Below are 13998 nucleotides of genomic sequence, written 5' to 3' on the forward strand. Positions count from 1 at the left end.
TCCGAGCCGCGTGCGTGAGCACGCGGGCCACCGCCCGGCTGCCGGCGTCTCGCTGCGAGGGAACACGAACCATGAAGATCGATGACAGCGCCGGTTTCGGCACCAAGGCCATCCACGCCGGGCAGCAGCCCGACCCCTCCACCGGCGCGATCGCCGTGCCCGTCTACCAGACCTCGACGTACGTGCAGCAGTCGCCGGGCAAGATCGTCGGCGAGTACGACTACAGCCGCGCCGCCAACCCGACGCGGGCGGCGCTCGAGGCCAACCTCGCGGCCCTCGAGGGCGGCGCACACGGGCTGGCGTATTCCTCGGGCGTGGCCGCCACCGGCGCGGTGCTGCACCTGCTGAGCGCCGGCGACCACGTGCTGCTGTGCGACGACGTCTACGGCGGCACCAACCGGCTCTTCCACCGGGTGTTCGCGCAGCTGGGCATCGAGACGACGCTCGTGGACATGACCGACCACGACGCCGCGCGCGCGGCGATCCGCGACAACACGAGGCTGGTGTGGATCGAGACGCCCACCAACCCCACGCTCAAGGTCGTGGATATCGCGGTGATGGCCGAGATCGCGCACAAGAGCAAGGCCATCGTCGCCGTCGACAACACCTTCTCGAGCCCATACCTCCAGCAGCCGCTGAGGCTGGGCGCCGACATCGTGTGCCACAGCCTGACCAAGTACATCGGCGGGCATAGCGACGCCATCGGCGGTGCGCTCATCACCAGCGACGACGATCTGCACCAGCGGCTCAAGTTCCTGCAGCTCTCCGAGGGTGCCGTGCCCGGCATCAACGAGTGCTTCCTGTTCCTGCGGAGCACCAAGACGCTGCACGTCCGCATGGACCGCCACTGCGCCAACGCCCGGGCGGTGGCCGACCACCTCGTGGCGCACGACAAGGTCGAGAAGGTGGTCTACCCGGGGCTGGAGAGCCACCCGCAGCACGCCGTCGCGGCGAAGCAGATGCGCGGCTTCGGCGGCATGGTGACGATCTACCTGAAGGGCGGCCTCGATGAGTCCCGCGCCTTCCTCGAGAAACTGCGGATCTTCGCGCTCGCCGAATCGCTGGGCGGCGTGGAGAGCCTCGTCGATCACCCGGCCATCATGACGCACGCCAGCGTGCCCGCCGACCAGCGCAGGACGCTGGGCATCACCGACAACCTGGTGCGGCTGAGCGTGGGCATCGAGGAGGTCGGCGACCTGATCGCGGACCTGGACCGGGCGTTGGGATGACCGGCGACGGGCCGGGCAGCCACGGCGGGCAGCCGGAGCGCGAGCCGACCGATCGCGACCGGGCCCGCTCGCTGAACCTGCGGAGCGAGGACGTCGTCAAGTTCCGGATCGTGATCGCAACGGCGTTGCGGCTGGTCGGCATCGTCGCGATGGTCTACTACGGCATCGGCGCCGGATTGCAAGCGTGGAGTCTCATCGGGACCACCAGGGTCGGCTGGTGGTCGTTCTACTTCCTCCGCGAGGCAACGCTGATGACGCTGGGCGTCGTGTTGCTCTTCGTGGCCGCGCCGCTCGCCCGCGTGCTGGTGCCGACGCGGCTCCGCGAGGCGACGTGCCCCGACTGCGGCCACTCCATCACCGAGCTCGCTGATGGCCGCTGCACGGAGTGCGGCTACCTGCTCTCGCCGCTGCGCGTGAGCCCGATGACGCCGCTCGAGCGCACGCTGTGGCTGCTCGCCGCCGTCACCGCGTGCTATCGCGTCGCCGCGGTCTGCTTCGTGGCGTACGCCATCCTCGAAACGGGCTGGCTGCTCGTCGGCTCGATGTACTTCCCCTCGCGCATCTTCGAGAACTACGGCTACGACCCCGATGCCGCGGTGCTGGCCGTCGGGTGGGGCACGCTCAAGATCGTGGCCGGCCTCGTGTTCCTCACGCTCGCGCCGGCACTCGCGAGGCGGACGGTGCCGGTGGTATCGTCGGCGAGCCCATGACCGACCACGCCCCGGAGGCCACGCCCGACCTGCTCGAGGTCGCGATGCCCGGCACGATGTGCGTCGCTTGCGGTTATCCGTTGGACGGGCTGGATGTCCGGGGTCGATGCCCCGAGTGCGGCGAGCACGTGGCGCGGTCGATCCACCTCGTCGATCTGGCGTACGCACCGCCCGCCGACCGGGACGCCGTGCTGTCCGGGCTCGGCGGCCTGCGTCGGGCCGGCTGGATCGCCCTCGCGGGCCTCGCGATGGTCGTGGCGGGCTTCGAGCTGCGGGGCACGATCGCCGGGCCGCGCCTCGCGATGTTCGCTACGGTCTTCGGGACGGCCGTGCTCCTCTGTGCGCTCGGCTACGCAACACGCGGCGTCTGGGTGCTCACCGGCCCCGATCTCGCCGGCCACGAGCGTCGCAGCGAGAGCCTGCGGCGCATGCTCCGCTACGGCTCGCTCGCCGCGTGCGTCATCGCCCTGGCCTCGATCTCGCTGTTCGCGCTCGCCGGCGTCGGCGTGCACATCCGTCCGCGCATGATCGCCCGGCATGGCCTGATCGCCTGGATGGTCTTCGCGATGCTGCCCGTCGGTGTCGTCGCGTACCTGCAACTGCTCGCGGACCGGGTCCGTGCGGTGGGCCGCGGGATGCTGGGCGGCGTCGTTGCGGCGTGCATGCTGCCGCTCGCGCTGACACCCGCGGCGTTGACCTTCGGCGGCGACGGCGTGTATCGCCTCCTGGGCGTGCCCGCGCAGGTGCGCTTACCGAGGCCGGCCGTGTTCGGCATCGCCGATTCGTACGGCTGGCCGATCCTGCTGGCGGCCGGCATCGCGGCGATGCTCGCGGGCGTTGCATGCTTCGCGAGAGGCCTGGACCGATCGATGCGCGACGCGGCGATTCGCCCGACGCCGGGCGGTCCGTCCGCGGACGGGCCGGGCTGACCGCTACGCCGTCGCGACGCCCACCGCCGCCGCGACCTCGGCCACCCGCCGGCCGACCTTCTCGGCGGCCTTGCGGTGATCGTCGGACTTGAGCCCGCCCGCATCATCGAAGGCGTCGGCCGCGTTGGGCAGGCTGAACTGCTCGGGCAGCACGATCGAGCGGATGTGGCCGAAGATGCGGCGGACCGTGGGCAGCCCGCGGATGCCACCGAGCCCGCCGGGCGACGCCGCCACCAGCCCGACGACCTTGCCCTCGAAGCACTCCAGCGGGCCCTCGCCGTCGCGGGGGCGGCTGACCCAGTCGATGGCGTTCTTCATCACGCCCGTGATGGCGCTGTTGTACTCCGGGCAGCCCACGATGAGGCCGTGGTGGGTCCGGAAGATGTCCTTGAGCTTGAGACAGTTGTCCGGCAGCCCGTCTGCCTCTTCGATCTCCTCGTCATAGAGCGGCAGCGGGTAATCGCGTAGACGCAGCTCGGTGATCTCGGCGCTCGCCGCGCCGCGGGCCGCCGCCACGGCGAGGGCGTGGTTGAGCGAGTCGCGCCGCAGGCTGCCGGCGAAGACGAGGATGCGCGTGCTGGCCATGCCAATCTCCGGTGGTGCAGGGCCGGAGAATAGCCGCCGCCGGCGCACCCAGGGGGGCGGCGCCGGCGGCGGATGGCGCCCCCGCGCGACACGGGAGCAGAAGAGGAGTGCTCGCGTCGTCGCGGGCGGCTACGGGCAGCCGTCGGCGAAGGCGTTCTGGAAGCACAGGAAGTCGAAGATGTTCAGCCGGCCGTCGCCGTTGCAATCGGCGGCGAGGTCGCCCGCGCTGAACAGGTTCTGGAAGCACAGGAAGTCGAAGATGTTCAGCCGGCCATCGCCGTTGCAGTCGGCGAAGCAGCTCGTCGCATCGGGCACGCCGGCGTCCTCGATCACCAGCCGGTCCAGGCCCCGGCCGCGAACCTCGACACGGTCCAGGTCGATCGGTGCGCCGCGGAGTTCGGCGGGCTGCATCCGGATGCTGTCGGCCCGCACCCGCGTGCTGCCGATCTGGATGTCGAACGGCGAGTCGCACTTGAGCACCAGCACGGGCCAGCCGTCATCATCCTCGATCCAGCACCACGTCAACGAGGTGCACGGGTCGAAGATCTTGAAGCTGCCCCCCGCCGGCACCGCGTCGCGGCCGGCCTCCTTGCCGTCGAGGAACGCCACGATCGGCACGGTCGTGGCGCCGACGCCGCGGAAATTGGGCACGATGTCCAGCTCGCCGCGGCGGGGCGTGGTCAGGCCGAGCGTGATCCACGGGTCGATCCAGAAGCACCACGGCAGGGGGTACCAGGTCAGATCGAGCGAGGCGGCTGGATCCAGCGTGCTCATGAGGTGCTGGATCTCGAAGTTGCCCATCTTGTCGCCCTTGGAGTCGTCGGCCTGCAGCCCGACGCCGATCTCGCCCGGCCCGCCCGGCAGCGGGAACAGCTCGAGCCCGTCCTTGACGATGTCGCCGCCGACGCCCGGGAAGGGCGACGCGATCCAGTCGTCGATGACGAGCGGCCCGACGAAGACGGTGCGGTCGGCCTCGATGGGCGTGCACGTGTTGCTGACTGCGCTGTCCGCGTCGGGGTAGTAGGAGAAGCTGTCGGTCTGGGTCTCGATCGTGCGATAGCCGTCGCCCGACGCCTCGAACTCGCCACACCAGACCAGGATGGGGTTGTCGGTGTCGGCAAAGATGCCGCCGATGGGGAAGTGCAGCTGGCCCACCGCGATGTCCAGCACGTCGTCGCCCACGACCTGCCCCACCGACCCGCCGACGGGCGGGCCGAGGCCGCAGTAGTCGCCGGAGATCCAGTCGACGCCGTCGGTGAGGATGTCGACACGGCCGCCGCCGAAGGCGTGGCCCGAATCGGGGAAGTGGGCCCAGAGCTCCACCTCGAAGTTGTCCGACAGGATGGCCTTGCGCTGCACGCGCAGCTCCCACCGGCAGCACTCGTCGGCCGACGCCGCGGCGCCCGCGGCGGCGACGGTGCCGAGCGCGAGCACGCCCAGCAGGCCGAGCCGCGAACACACGGCGCGATCCGAAGCACTCTTGGTGATGCGAGACATGGTGTTCCTTCCTTTCCCGTGCGGCTCCGCCCCGGCCCGGCCGCGGCGTGCCGCGTTCGGGCGGCCGCTGCCGGACCCCGCGGCCCGGCGAGTGGCGGTCGCCCCGGCACCGGAGCGCACCCCAGGCGGATCGCTCACGGTCGCGGCTCGCGACGCCGGCGAAGGCCCGAAATCGACGGCGTGCGTGGGGATTTGCGTGAGTCGCCGGCCCGGGCGGCGCTGTGGGAGCAGCGAGGCGCCCACCCGCGTGTCCGGGCGTCGAAGAGAGGAGCTCCCGATGATCCACCGCACCGTCCAGTCCGTCCGCCGCGTTCGCCTTGCCGCCTGCACCGCGCTGGCGGCGCTGTCGGTATTCGCCGCCAGCGTCGAGGCCGTCCCGCTCCCGCCGGGCGGGGTCGTGCCGCTCTCGGGGTCGGTGGGCCGCCCGGGCGTGGTGGTGAGCGACGGCGGCATCCCCTTCAGCATCCCCGATGGCTCGGGCCGCGTCGTCACGGGCAACGTCCAGAACCGCGTCGTCCGCCACGCCGACGGCACGCTGTCGTTCAGCCCCCGAATCCGCGACGTCGGCGGTACGTCGGCCTTCGGCATCGTCCGCGTCATCCACGAGGGCTTCGCCGGCTTCGCCACCGACGTGGACTACTGCGTGAGCTGTCTCGGCGATGTCGGCCCCACGCTGTGCGGCCGCTCGGGCGACGGCGACGACCTGGACTACAGCTTCGCGTTCGCGCCGGTCTTTCGAGGCAGTTCGTCGCGGTTCTTCGGCCCCGAAACCGACGCGACCCAGTTCGATCCCACCGGCGGCCGCTTCACGATCGTCCTGGAGAACGGCTTCCGCACGACCATCAACATCGCCGCCCCGGTGATCGACACCACGCCGCCCGAGGTCCGCATCACGAGCCCCGCGCCCGAGTCGTGCGTGTGCCCCAGCTTCGTGACGCCCATCGAGGTCGTCGTCTGCGACGATGAGAGCGACCTGTCCTGGACCGTCCGCGCCCGCCGCTCGCGGGATGCCGACGGCACGGGCTGGACCATCATCTCGACGGGCACCATCGAGCTCTGCTCCCCCTTCACGCTGACGACCTGGGACACCCGCGGCCTCTCGGGCGAGTACATCCTCGAGGTCGAGGCCATCAACGAGGTCGGCCTGGTGACGACCGCGGCCCTCGAGGTGCGCATCGATGCCAGCGTGGCGCCCGCCTCGCTCCGCACGCCCGTGGACGGCACCATCGTCGGCGGCAACACCTGCTTCGACGGCACCATCTCGCAGGACTGCGGCGGCCAGTACACGGTGGGCTACCGGCCCGCCGGCTCGGGCGGCGGATTCGTGCCCGTGGATCCCGACAGTCCCGTCTACTTCGGCGGGGTGATCAACGAGCCCTTCGCGTTCTGGGACACCCGGTCGCTGGCCGACGCCAAGTACGAGGTCCGCATCCGCACCGAGAACCCCTGCGGCGACACCGCCGACGTCTCCGTGGTCTACGAGGTCGACAACACCCCGCCGATCGCGGTCGTCACCAACATCGAGCCGTGCGAGTGGGTCGGCGGCGTCGTGCCGGTCCGCGGCGAGATCTTCGACAAGAACATCGGCGGCTGGGTGCTCGAGTACACCGGCGGCGGCAGCCGACGCTGGAACACCATCGCCACGGGCAGCGGCAACATCCCCGCGGGCGGCCTGATCGCCAACTGGGACACCCGCAGCCTCCAGCGGTGCGCCTACACCCTCCGCCTGCGGGCCAGCGACACCGCCCGCCGCGGCTGCATCGCCCCCAGCGGCAACAGCACCCACGACCTGCTGTCGGTCAGCGTGGGCTGCGAGGCCGACTTCGACGGCGACGGCGAGCTGACCATCTTCGACTTCCTGGCCTTCCAGACCGCCTTTAGCGCCGGCTGCCCGTAACCAACCGACCGCGCCGGCACCCACGGGCACGCACGGCGTGCCCTTTTTCGTGCGCACCGCGAACACCGGCCGCGCCGGTGGCGTCGGATCGGCCGAGCCCCTGGAGACAGCGATGCCCTACGTCAACGTGCAGATCACCGCCGGCGCCACCCGCACCCAGAAGCAGCGGCTCGTCGAGGACATCACCCGTTCGCTCGTCGACACGCTCGGCAAGAAGCCCGAGCAGACGCACATCGTCATCCAGGAGATCGCCGAAGCCGACTGGGGCTTCGCCGGCATGCTCACCGACGACTATCGCCGCCGAGAGCGGGATGGCGTCGCTACTTGATCATCACCCACCGCTTGTAAAACGTTCGGTTGATGCGGATCAGCAGCACCTGCAGCACCGCGACGATGGCATCCATGACCGGCTTGATCTTGTTGGGCCGCACGATATCGATGAACATGCAGTACCGCACGTGGTCGCTCTCGTTGACCGACTGGTGCATCAGCGTGTCGTCGAAGATGAACAGCGGCTCGTTGTTCCAGTAGTGCACGCGATCGCCCACCTGGATGAAGGCCGCGTTGTCGGGCGTGGGCCGCAGGTTGTACAGCACGCGGAAGGTCGCCCGCAGCGGGCCGAAGTGCCACGACGTGCTCTTGCGCTTGTTGAAGATCGAGACGCCCACCGTGCGGATGGTCTCGTACTCCTTGCAGAAGGCCGGCACGTCGACCGTCGCGGGCAGCTCCCTGCCGTACCAGCGGAAGAAGAGCATGCTGCGGTCGTCGCGGATCTTGTCCCGGAGCTGCTCGATGAGATCGCTGCCCCGGGCCGCGTCCAGCAGCTCGGTCAGCTCGCGGCGGTGCAGCTCGGGCAGGTCCTCGAATCGATAGATGCCCTTGTTGCGGTAGGGCAGGCTCAGCACGTCCATCAGCAGGTTGAAGGGCGAGAGCAACCAGGTCAGCACGCCCTTGCCGAAGAAGTAGCTGTCGACGACGGCATAGGTCAGCGGCCGGTGGCGGCCGACATCGATGGCGCCGCAGAACACGTAGAAGCCCACGATCATCGGGATGGCGTAGAGCTCGGCCAGCCACGCCCCCACGACCAGCCCCGCGACGACCAGCACGCCGCCGATCCGCTTGGCCAGCCGCTTCACGAGTCGCGCGCTGATGCCCGTGCCGCCGTCGAAGGCCCGCGGGCCGTCCGGCCGCACCTCCACGAACCCCGCGGCCCCGCCGCCCGCGGAGGGTGATGTCTCGGCGGGCGATCGTGCGTCGCCGGCGTCGGTGTTCGGGAGACTCTCGGTCGTCGTCACCGGCTGCATGCGCGGTTCTCCCGGGCGGTCCCGCGGCGGGCGCGGACCGCCAACGGATGCCGGACAGGATAGCGCGGCGGGCCGAAGTCCCTGTGGAACTCCCGCGGGCGCGCCCGAACATGAAACCCCGGGCAACCCCCCGCGAATGACGGGATAACCAACCCCCAGGGGCGTGCGCAGGCCGCCAGGACACCGCCCCCCACCCGGAGAGATGCACATGCACCCGTCCCGCCTCGCCGGCGCCATCGCCGGCCTCGCCATCGTCCTCCCCGCCGCCCACGTCGCCGCCGACGAGATCATCTATGAGACTGCCGACCCCTTCGGCAGCCCGTTCGGCCTGATCGGCTTCGACGTGTTCACCGAGCAGTCGGTGGCCGTGCGGTTCACGCCCGCCGCCGACGCGACGCTGGCCCGCGTGTCGGCCTGGTTCATGAGCAACGCTAGCGTGCCGCAGACCCGACCCGTCACGCTAACCATCCAGACCGACGCCGCCCCCGCGGGCTTCTCGCAGCCCTCGGGCGACGTCCTCGAGACCCTGGAACTGATCGTGACCGCCATCGGCTGGGACCCCCAGCTCGATACGGCGGAGGCCAGCGGCACCACCCTCCTGCGGGCCGGCGAGACCTACTGGCTCGTGGCCGAGGGCGACTTCGCCCGGGCCCAGAACCCCGTGTGGAACTGGGCGACGGGCGTGACGGGCTACACCTCGACCACGACCCCCGCCGGCGCGTGGCAGCAGGGCGGCGACGGCGCCGTGCCGGGCCTCATCATCGAGGGCGACGCCGCCACCGCCTGCCCGGCCGACCTCGACGGCGACGGCGAGCTGACGCTCTTCGACTTCCTGGCGTTCCAGAACCTCTTCGACGCCGGCGATCCGGCCGCCGACTTCGACGGCGACGGCAGCCTCACCCTCTTCGATTTCCTGGCCTTCCAGAACGCCTTCGACGCGGGCTGCCCCTGAGGCCTGCCCGGGCCGCATGCCCCGGCCTAGGCCCAAATTCGCGCACTTCTAGCGCTCCCGCGGGCCGGCCCGCGGGTCGCCGCATCTATGCTTCCTGCCACGCCGGCGACGCCGATCTACCCCGCCATGCGGCATCCGGAGGTGCCGCCGCGGACGCCGCCGGCACTCCGGATGACAGGGAGATTCTGCCATGACCCGTTGCATCGCAGCCGTCTGTGGGATTGCCATCGCCGCGACCGCGGCCGCTCAAGAGACCCGCTCGGTCGTCGCCTTCGAGACCGGCACGATCCGCGTTGACGGGCCCCGCCCGCCGGACTTTGGCGACTTCTTCTTCAACATCCAGGGCGAGGGCAGCCCCGTGGAGTTCCGCTCCTATGGCACCGCGCGGTGGGACCTGACCGCCGTGCAGGCCGAGTTCGATGCGGCCTTCCCGGGCGGCTGGGAGGTCACCGCCGTCACCCTGGAGATGACCCAGGACAACGCCGGCTTCACCGCCGACGGCCTCGTGGATGTCTTCATCTCCACCGACGACACCACCGACGCCAAGACCGCCGGTAGCCCGCTATTCTGGCCGTTCTTCGACGCCGGCAGCGGCGACCCGCAGCTGCCGCTGGCCGAGGCCGACCCGATCCTCAGCTACCTCTTCTTCGAGATCGAGACCGGCACCATCGACGCGTACGACCAGAGCGGCGGTCCGGGCGGCGGCGTCGAGGCGCTCGCCCTGACCGACGCCGTCAGGGCCGAGATCGAGGGCGACGAGGTGATGACCTGGGTGTTCGTGGAGGCCGAGGCCGGCGTCGTGGCGACCTACCGGGGCCAGACCGAGTTCATGGGCCGCGAGGGCCCCAAGCTCATCATCACCGCCGAGGGCGACGGCAGCGGCACCTGCCGGCCGGATATCGACGGCGACGGCTCGCTGACGATCTTCGACTTCCTCGCCTTCCAGAACCTCTTCGACGCGGGCGATCTGGCCGCCGACTTCGACGGCGACGGCTCGCTGACGATCTTCGACTTCCTGGAGTTCCAGAACGAGTTCGACGCCGGGTGCCCCTGATAGGTCGCTGGTTGGCCGAGCCGGCGATCGAGGCGGGTCCGGATAGCGACCCACTCCGAGAGCGGTGCGAGAGCGGTATTTGCTCGGTATCGGGCCTTCATGCGGCCGACGAACTCCCGCAGTGCCCGCTCTTTCGGACTTCAAGCCCCCCAGGAAGGCGCAGCGTTGGTTTTTATTGGACTCGGGTTACCCCACTTCCAACGATTTCCGCTTCCACTTGCGCCGTTTTTGCGGTAAGTTACCCATGAGCCGCGTTGTGCGGTTTGTACCGTTAGGCACGGCTGGATGCATCGTCGTGCCCTCACGTTCACATCCCCTGGGGAGGAAATGATGAACCAGAAGACCGTTTTTGCCAGCCTCGCCGTCTGTGGTCTCGCCGCGGCGGCCAGCGGCCAGATCCGCCTCTCGCAGAGCACCGACGAGTTCGTCGTGGTCGCCGGCGTCGGCGTGGCGTGCGTCTCGACGGCTGCGCCGCAGACGGGTGCCGACAACCAGTTCTCGCGCTCGTTCACGCTGACCGACTTCGGCGTCAGCACGGCCTTCGACGTGAACACCGTCGAGTTCGGCATCGAGACGCTGGCCCTGCCGACCCTGGTCGAGGGCACCATCACGGTGAACCTGTTCGAGGTTCCGGCCGGCAGCCCGCCGATCCTTGGCGGCACGCTGGTCGGTTCGGCCGACGTCGTGCTGACCGACCGGACCGAGGAAGTCGTCATCGTTGACGTGGCCGGCACCGTGAGCGCCGGCGCGGCCCTGATGGTCGAGATCAACGTTCCGTCCTTCCAGGACCTTGTTGGTGGCGCGCTCACCGGCGACGTGTACTTCCCGGGCGGCAACAGCTTCGGCCAGTCGGCCCCGAGCTTCATCGGCTCCACGGCCTGCGGCCTGCCCGACCCGACCGACTACGCCGCCATCGGCTTCCCCGACACGCACCTGATCATCGTCGCCGAGGGTGAGGAGGGCATGGGCGGCATCTGCCTGCCCGACATCGACATGGATGGCGAGCTGACCATCTTCGACTTCCTCGGCTTCCAGAACCTCTTCGATGCCGGCGACCTGGCCGCCGACTTCGACGGCGACGGCGTCCTGACCATCTTCGACTTCCTCGAGTTCCAGAACCTGTTCGACGCCGGCTGCCCGTAATACGGACCAGCACGACTCGAATAGTTCGATGATCGAGTGGGGCCCCGCACGTGCGTGCGGGGCCCTTTTTTCGTCACGCCAGGTCTCTCGGCCCAACCCCGATCGCCACCGCGTCGGGGTGGCCCACGCCGATCCCGCACGCCCCTCGGTCGACGCGGTGCATGCGTGCGCCGTCAACTAGCTCGTGCGCATCCCTGCAGCATCCTCCCTCGGCATTGACGGCACCGCCACGATCGTGCGGGCCGAGCGCCCGATCGACCCCCTGCAGGCGCACGCGAGCATCGTGGCGGAGCTCGTAGTCGGACTCTGCTCGCCCCGCCAGATTGCGAGCATCGGTGGCGTCCGCCGGATTGCCTGCGGGTGGGGACTCGTTTGCATGGGCGTCGCGTGCGCTTCGTCGGCGCCGTCCGCAACTCGCCCCTCGGCTCGTGGTACTACCCGCTGCGTCGCCCCCGCCTCGGCGACGCGCGGTGGGGGCACACCGAGGGAGGCGCACGTCCCAGCCACGGGAGGTTCCGATGAAGAGTCTCGTACTACCAGCCACGATCGCCGCCTGCGCGGGCCTGGCCCAGGCCGACCCCGTCCGACTGTCACACTCGACCGATGAGCTGCCGATCGCCGCGGTCGGCATCGCGTGCTCGTCGACGGCCGCGCCCCAGACATCCAGCGACAACCAGTTCTGGCGGGAGTTCTCGCTGCCGTTCTTCGGCATCTCCGAGGCCGTCACGATCTCGCAGATCGAGTTCGGCGTCGAGACGATCGCCCTCCCCACGCTCGTCGAGATCCCCGTCACGATCAACCTCTTCCAGGGGCCCGCGGGCGTCGCGCCGGCCAGCACGCTCGACCTCATCGGCACCACCGAGGTCATGCTCGGCGACACGTCGCTCGAGGTCATCACCGCCGACGTGACCGGTGTTGTCGATGCCGGCAACTCGCTGGTCGTCGAGATCAGCGTGCCCGACCTCGAGCTGCTCGCGGGCGCACTCACGGGCGACGTCTACTTCCCCGGCGCCAACTCCTTCGGCGAGACGGCGCCGTCGTACATCAGCTCCGACGGCTGCGGCACGCCCGAGCCGGTCACCTACGCCACCATCGGCTTCCCGGATGTCAACCTCGTCCTCGTGGCCGTCGGCGAGACCGGCGGCGCCGTGTGCGTGCCCGACTTCGACGGCGACGGCTCGCTGACGATCTTCGACTTCCTGGCGTTCCAGACCGCCTTCGATGCCGGCGACCTCATGGCCGATCTCGACGGCGATGGCGTCCTCACCATCTTCGACTTCCTGGCGTTCCAGACGGCCTTCGACGCAGGCTGCCCGTAACGGGAGCTGATTACGCCCGCGTAGCTCTCATGGGGAGCTGCGCATGCGAAATCTAATATTACTTGTCGCGCTCGCACCCGCGGCCACGTGCGCTGCGCAGGTGCGGCTTTCGCATTCGGTCGATGAGGGCACGATCACGCCCGGCGTGGGCGCCGCGTGCACGACGATCGACGATCCGAGCACCGGCCGGGACAACAGCTTCTGGCGGGGCTTCTTCCTGCCGGACTTCGGCGTCGACGACAGCCTGCGGGTCACGCGGGTCGAGTTCGGCGTCGAGACGCTCGCCCTGCCCACGCTCGGCGAGGCCGATATCGCCATCAACCTGTATTCGCCGATCGACTGGCCCATGCCGCCGAGTTCGTTCGACCTCGTGGGGTCGACCACCATCACGCTGACCGAGCGTTCGCTCGACGTCGTCGCGGCCGACATCCACGGCGTGGTCCAGGGAGGCTGGCTCGTCGTCGAGGTCGCGGTGCCCGATTTCAGCCTGGCGTCGGGCGGCCTGACCGGCGACGTGTTCATCCCCGGCGCTAACTCGGCCGGACAGACCGCGCCGTCCTACGTCAGCTCCGATGGCTGCGGCCTCCCCGAGCCGACCGACTTCGCCGACATCGCCCTGCCCGACACGCACCTGGTCATCAGCGTCGAGGGCGAGCAGTTCATCTGTCGCTGCTGCGCCGACTTCGACCGCGACGGCCAGCTGACCATCTTCGATTTCCTAGCCTTCCAGACCTACTTCGCGGTGGGCGACTCGCGGGCCGACCTCGACCGGGACGGCGAACTGACCATCTTCGACTTCCTGCAGTTCCAGAACTACTTCATCGCCGGCTGCCCCTAGGGCCTCGTCGAACGAGAGCCGTGCGCACGAAAACGCCCCCGGCGAGGGGGCGTCGGCGCTGCGTCTCGCGTCGTGCTTACCCGCCCTGGTTGGCGTCGTAGCAGAAGACCTCCCGCACGATCTTGCCGTCCTCGACCGTGTAGTTGGCGATCTCCTTCATCCAGCCGCGGGGCCGCGAGCCGTCCTTGGGCTCCACGTCCATGTCGAAGATGACGCTGAAGCCGCCCGGGCCGACGAACGGGCCGGTCGCCTTCGCCTCGTGGCACTCGAAGTTGTCCATCCACCAGCGGTACTTGCCCTCGATGGCCTCGCGGCCCACGAACTCCGAGCCGTCGCCCTCCACCGAAGTCCAGCTCGACGCGAAGTGCGCGTCCCACAGCTTTCCATCGTGAGCGATGGGGTCGGCGCCGTCGGGCAGCGACGCGTTGCAGTGGTCCACCAGGTCCTTGCCGATCTTCGTGATGGTCTCGATGGGCGTGGTCGCCCCCGTAGTCGCTGGCGTGCTCATGGCGTGCTCCTTTGCTCCCCTCAGAAGGTGATT

The 13998-nt window shown here is 69.8% G+C and carries 14 protein-coding genes; 10 read left to right on the forward strand and 4 right to left on the reverse strand.

Annotation, left to right across the window (positions count from 1 at the left end):
- The first annotated feature begins 71 nt into the window (after positions 1-71).
- From AAFX79_09945 to AAFX79_09955, 3 genes are read left to right on the forward strand one after another with little or no spacing between them, the layout of a single operon-like run.
- Positions 72-1229, forward strand: coding sequence for a cystathionine gamma-synthase (locus AAFX79_09945; GenBank protein ID MEO1008880.1), 1158 nt, complete (start codon positions 72-74; stop codon positions 1227-1229).
- Entirely contained in the window at positions 1226-1939 is a 714-nt protein-coding gene (locus AAFX79_09950; protein ID MEO1008881.1) for a hypothetical protein, read from the forward strand. Before AAFX79_09945 ends, AAFX79_09950 begins: the two co-directional genes overlap by 4 nt.
- Complete coding sequence (locus tag AAFX79_09955; protein MEO1008882.1) at positions 1936-2868, forward strand: hypothetical protein; 933 nt, start codon at positions 1936-1938, stop codon at positions 2866-2868. Before AAFX79_09950 ends, AAFX79_09955 begins: the two co-directional genes overlap by 4 nt.
- 3 nt (positions 2869-2871) lie before the next feature.
- Here the strand turns inward: AAFX79_09955 and AAFX79_09960 are convergent, their stop codons facing one another.
- Positions 2872-3453 (reverse strand): NAD(P)H-dependent oxidoreductase, encoded by a 582-nt coding sequence (locus AAFX79_09960; protein ID MEO1008883.1) that lies wholly within the window; start codon positions 3451-3453, stop codon positions 2872-2874.
- 129 nt (positions 3454-3582) lie between these two features.
- Positions 3583-4950 carry a GC-type dockerin domain-anchored protein gene (locus AAFX79_09965; protein ID MEO1008884.1) on the reverse strand — a complete coding sequence of 456 codons (1368 nt, stop codon included), beginning with the start codon at positions 4948-4950 and terminating at the stop codon, positions 3583-3585.
- A gap of 277 nt (positions 4951-5227) precedes the next feature.
- Here AAFX79_09965 and AAFX79_09970 point away from each other — a divergent pair, with 277 nt between their 5' ends.
- On the forward strand, positions 5228-6847 hold the full coding sequence (locus AAFX79_09970; protein ID MEO1008885.1) for a hypothetical protein: 1620 nt from the start codon (positions 5228-5230) through the stop codon (positions 6845-6847).
- A 112-nt stretch (positions 6848-6959) separates the two neighbouring features.
- Positions 6960-7175, forward strand: a complete 216-nt coding sequence (locus AAFX79_09975; protein MEO1008886.1) for a 4-oxalocrotonate tautomerase family protein — start codon at positions 6960-6962, stop codon at positions 7173-7175.
- Here the strand turns inward: AAFX79_09975 and AAFX79_09980 are convergent.
- On the reverse strand, positions 7168-8151 hold the full coding sequence (locus AAFX79_09980; GenBank protein ID MEO1008887.1) for an aspartyl/asparaginyl beta-hydroxylase domain-containing protein: 984 nt from the start codon (positions 8149-8151) through the stop codon (positions 7168-7170). The two genes, AAFX79_09975 and AAFX79_09980, sit on opposite strands and share 8 nt — an antisense overlap.
- A 208-nt stretch (positions 8152-8359) precedes the next feature.
- On the opposite strand from AAFX79_09980, the gene AAFX79_09985 reads away from it, so the two are divergent.
- The 5 genes from AAFX79_09985 (at position 8360) to AAFX79_10005 (ending at position 13457) form a co-directional block, all read left to right on the forward strand.
- Positions 8360-9103, forward strand: a complete 744-nt coding sequence (locus AAFX79_09985; protein ID MEO1008888.1) for a GC-type dockerin domain-anchored protein — start codon at positions 8360-8362, stop codon at positions 9101-9103.
- A 190-nt stretch (positions 9104-9293) separates the two neighbouring features.
- The gene (locus tag AAFX79_09990; GenBank protein MEO1008889.1) at positions 9294-10157 is read left to right on the forward strand and encodes a GC-type dockerin domain-anchored protein; all 864 of its coding nucleotides are present in this window, start codon (positions 9294-9296) and stop codon (positions 10155-10157) included.
- Positions 10158-10487: 330 nt separating this feature from the next.
- Positions 10488-11300, forward strand: a complete 813-nt coding sequence (locus tag AAFX79_09995) for a GC-type dockerin domain-anchored protein (protein ID MEO1008890.1) — start codon at positions 10488-10490, stop codon at positions 11298-11300.
- A 518-nt stretch (positions 11301-11818) separates the two neighbouring features.
- Positions 11819-12619, forward strand: coding sequence for an EF-hand domain-containing protein (locus AAFX79_10000; GenBank protein ID MEO1008891.1), 801 nt, complete (start codon positions 11819-11821; stop codon positions 12617-12619).
- Positions 12620-12719: 100 nt separating this feature from the next.
- Positions 12720-13457: a GC-type dockerin domain-anchored protein gene (locus tag AAFX79_10005; protein ID MEO1008892.1), complete on the forward strand. Its 738-nt coding sequence runs from the start codon at positions 12720-12722 to the stop codon at positions 13455-13457.
- 76 nt (positions 13458-13533) lie between these two features.
- On the opposite strand, the gene AAFX79_10010 is transcribed toward AAFX79_10005, so the two are convergent.
- Positions 13534-13965: a SnoaL-like domain-containing protein gene (locus tag AAFX79_10010; GenBank protein MEO1008893.1), complete on the reverse strand. Its 432-nt coding sequence runs from the start codon at positions 13963-13965 to the stop codon at positions 13534-13536.
- Positions 13966-13998: the final 33 nt, after the last annotated feature.

It is taken from the genome of Planctomycetota bacterium (assembly GCA_039819165.1).
GTDB lineage: Bacteria > Planctomycetota > Phycisphaerae > Phycisphaerales > UBA1924 > JAHCJI01.

What these genes read in the sequence shown, in the direction of transcription:
- AAFX79_09990 (MEO1008889.1), top strand. Translation starts at nt 9,294, where the DNA reads ATGACCCGTTGCATCGCAGCCGTCTGTGGGATTGCCATCGCCGCGACC.
- AAFX79_09960 (MEO1008883.1), bottom strand. Translation starts at nt 3,453, where the DNA reads ATGGCCAGCACGCGCATCCTCGTCTTCGCCGGCAGCCTGCGGCGCGAC.
- AAFX79_10010 (MEO1008893.1), bottom strand. Translation starts at nt 13,965, where the DNA reads ATGAGCACGCCAGCGACTACGGGGGCGACCACGCCCATCGAGACCATC.
- AAFX79_09995 (MEO1008890.1), top strand. Translation starts at nt 10,488, where the DNA reads ATGAACCAGAAGACCGTTTTTGCCAGCCTCGCCGTCTGTGGTCTCGCC.
- AAFX79_09985 (MEO1008888.1), top strand. Translation starts at nt 8,360, where the DNA reads ATGCACCCGTCCCGCCTCGCCGGCGCCATCGCCGGCCTCGCCATCGTC.
- AAFX79_09980 (MEO1008887.1), bottom strand. Translation starts at nt 8,151, where the DNA reads ATGCAGCCGGTGACGACGACCGAGAGTCTCCCGAACACCGACGCCGGC.
- AAFX79_09950 (MEO1008881.1), top strand. Translation starts at nt 1,226, where the DNA reads ATGACCGGCGACGGGCCGGGCAGCCACGGCGGGCAGCCGGAGCGCGAG.
- AAFX79_09970 (MEO1008885.1), top strand. Translation starts at nt 5,228, where the DNA reads ATGATCCACCGCACCGTCCAGTCCGTCCGCCGCGTTCGCCTTGCCGCC.
- AAFX79_09965 (MEO1008884.1), bottom strand. Translation starts at nt 4,950, where the DNA reads ATGTCTCGCATCACCAAGAGTGCTTCGGATCGCGCCGTGTGTTCGCGG.
- AAFX79_09955 (MEO1008882.1), top strand. Translation starts at nt 1,936, where the DNA reads ATGACCGACCACGCCCCGGAGGCCACGCCCGACCTGCTCGAGGTCGCG.
- AAFX79_09975 (MEO1008886.1), top strand. Translation starts at nt 6,960, where the DNA reads ATGCCCTACGTCAACGTGCAGATCACCGCCGGCGCCACCCGCACCCAG.
- AAFX79_10000 (MEO1008891.1), top strand. Translation starts at nt 11,819, where the DNA reads ATGAAGAGTCTCGTACTACCAGCCACGATCGCCGCCTGCGCGGGCCTG.
- AAFX79_09945 (MEO1008880.1), top strand. Translation starts at nt 72, where the DNA reads ATGAAGATCGATGACAGCGCCGGTTTCGGCACCAAGGCCATCCACGCC.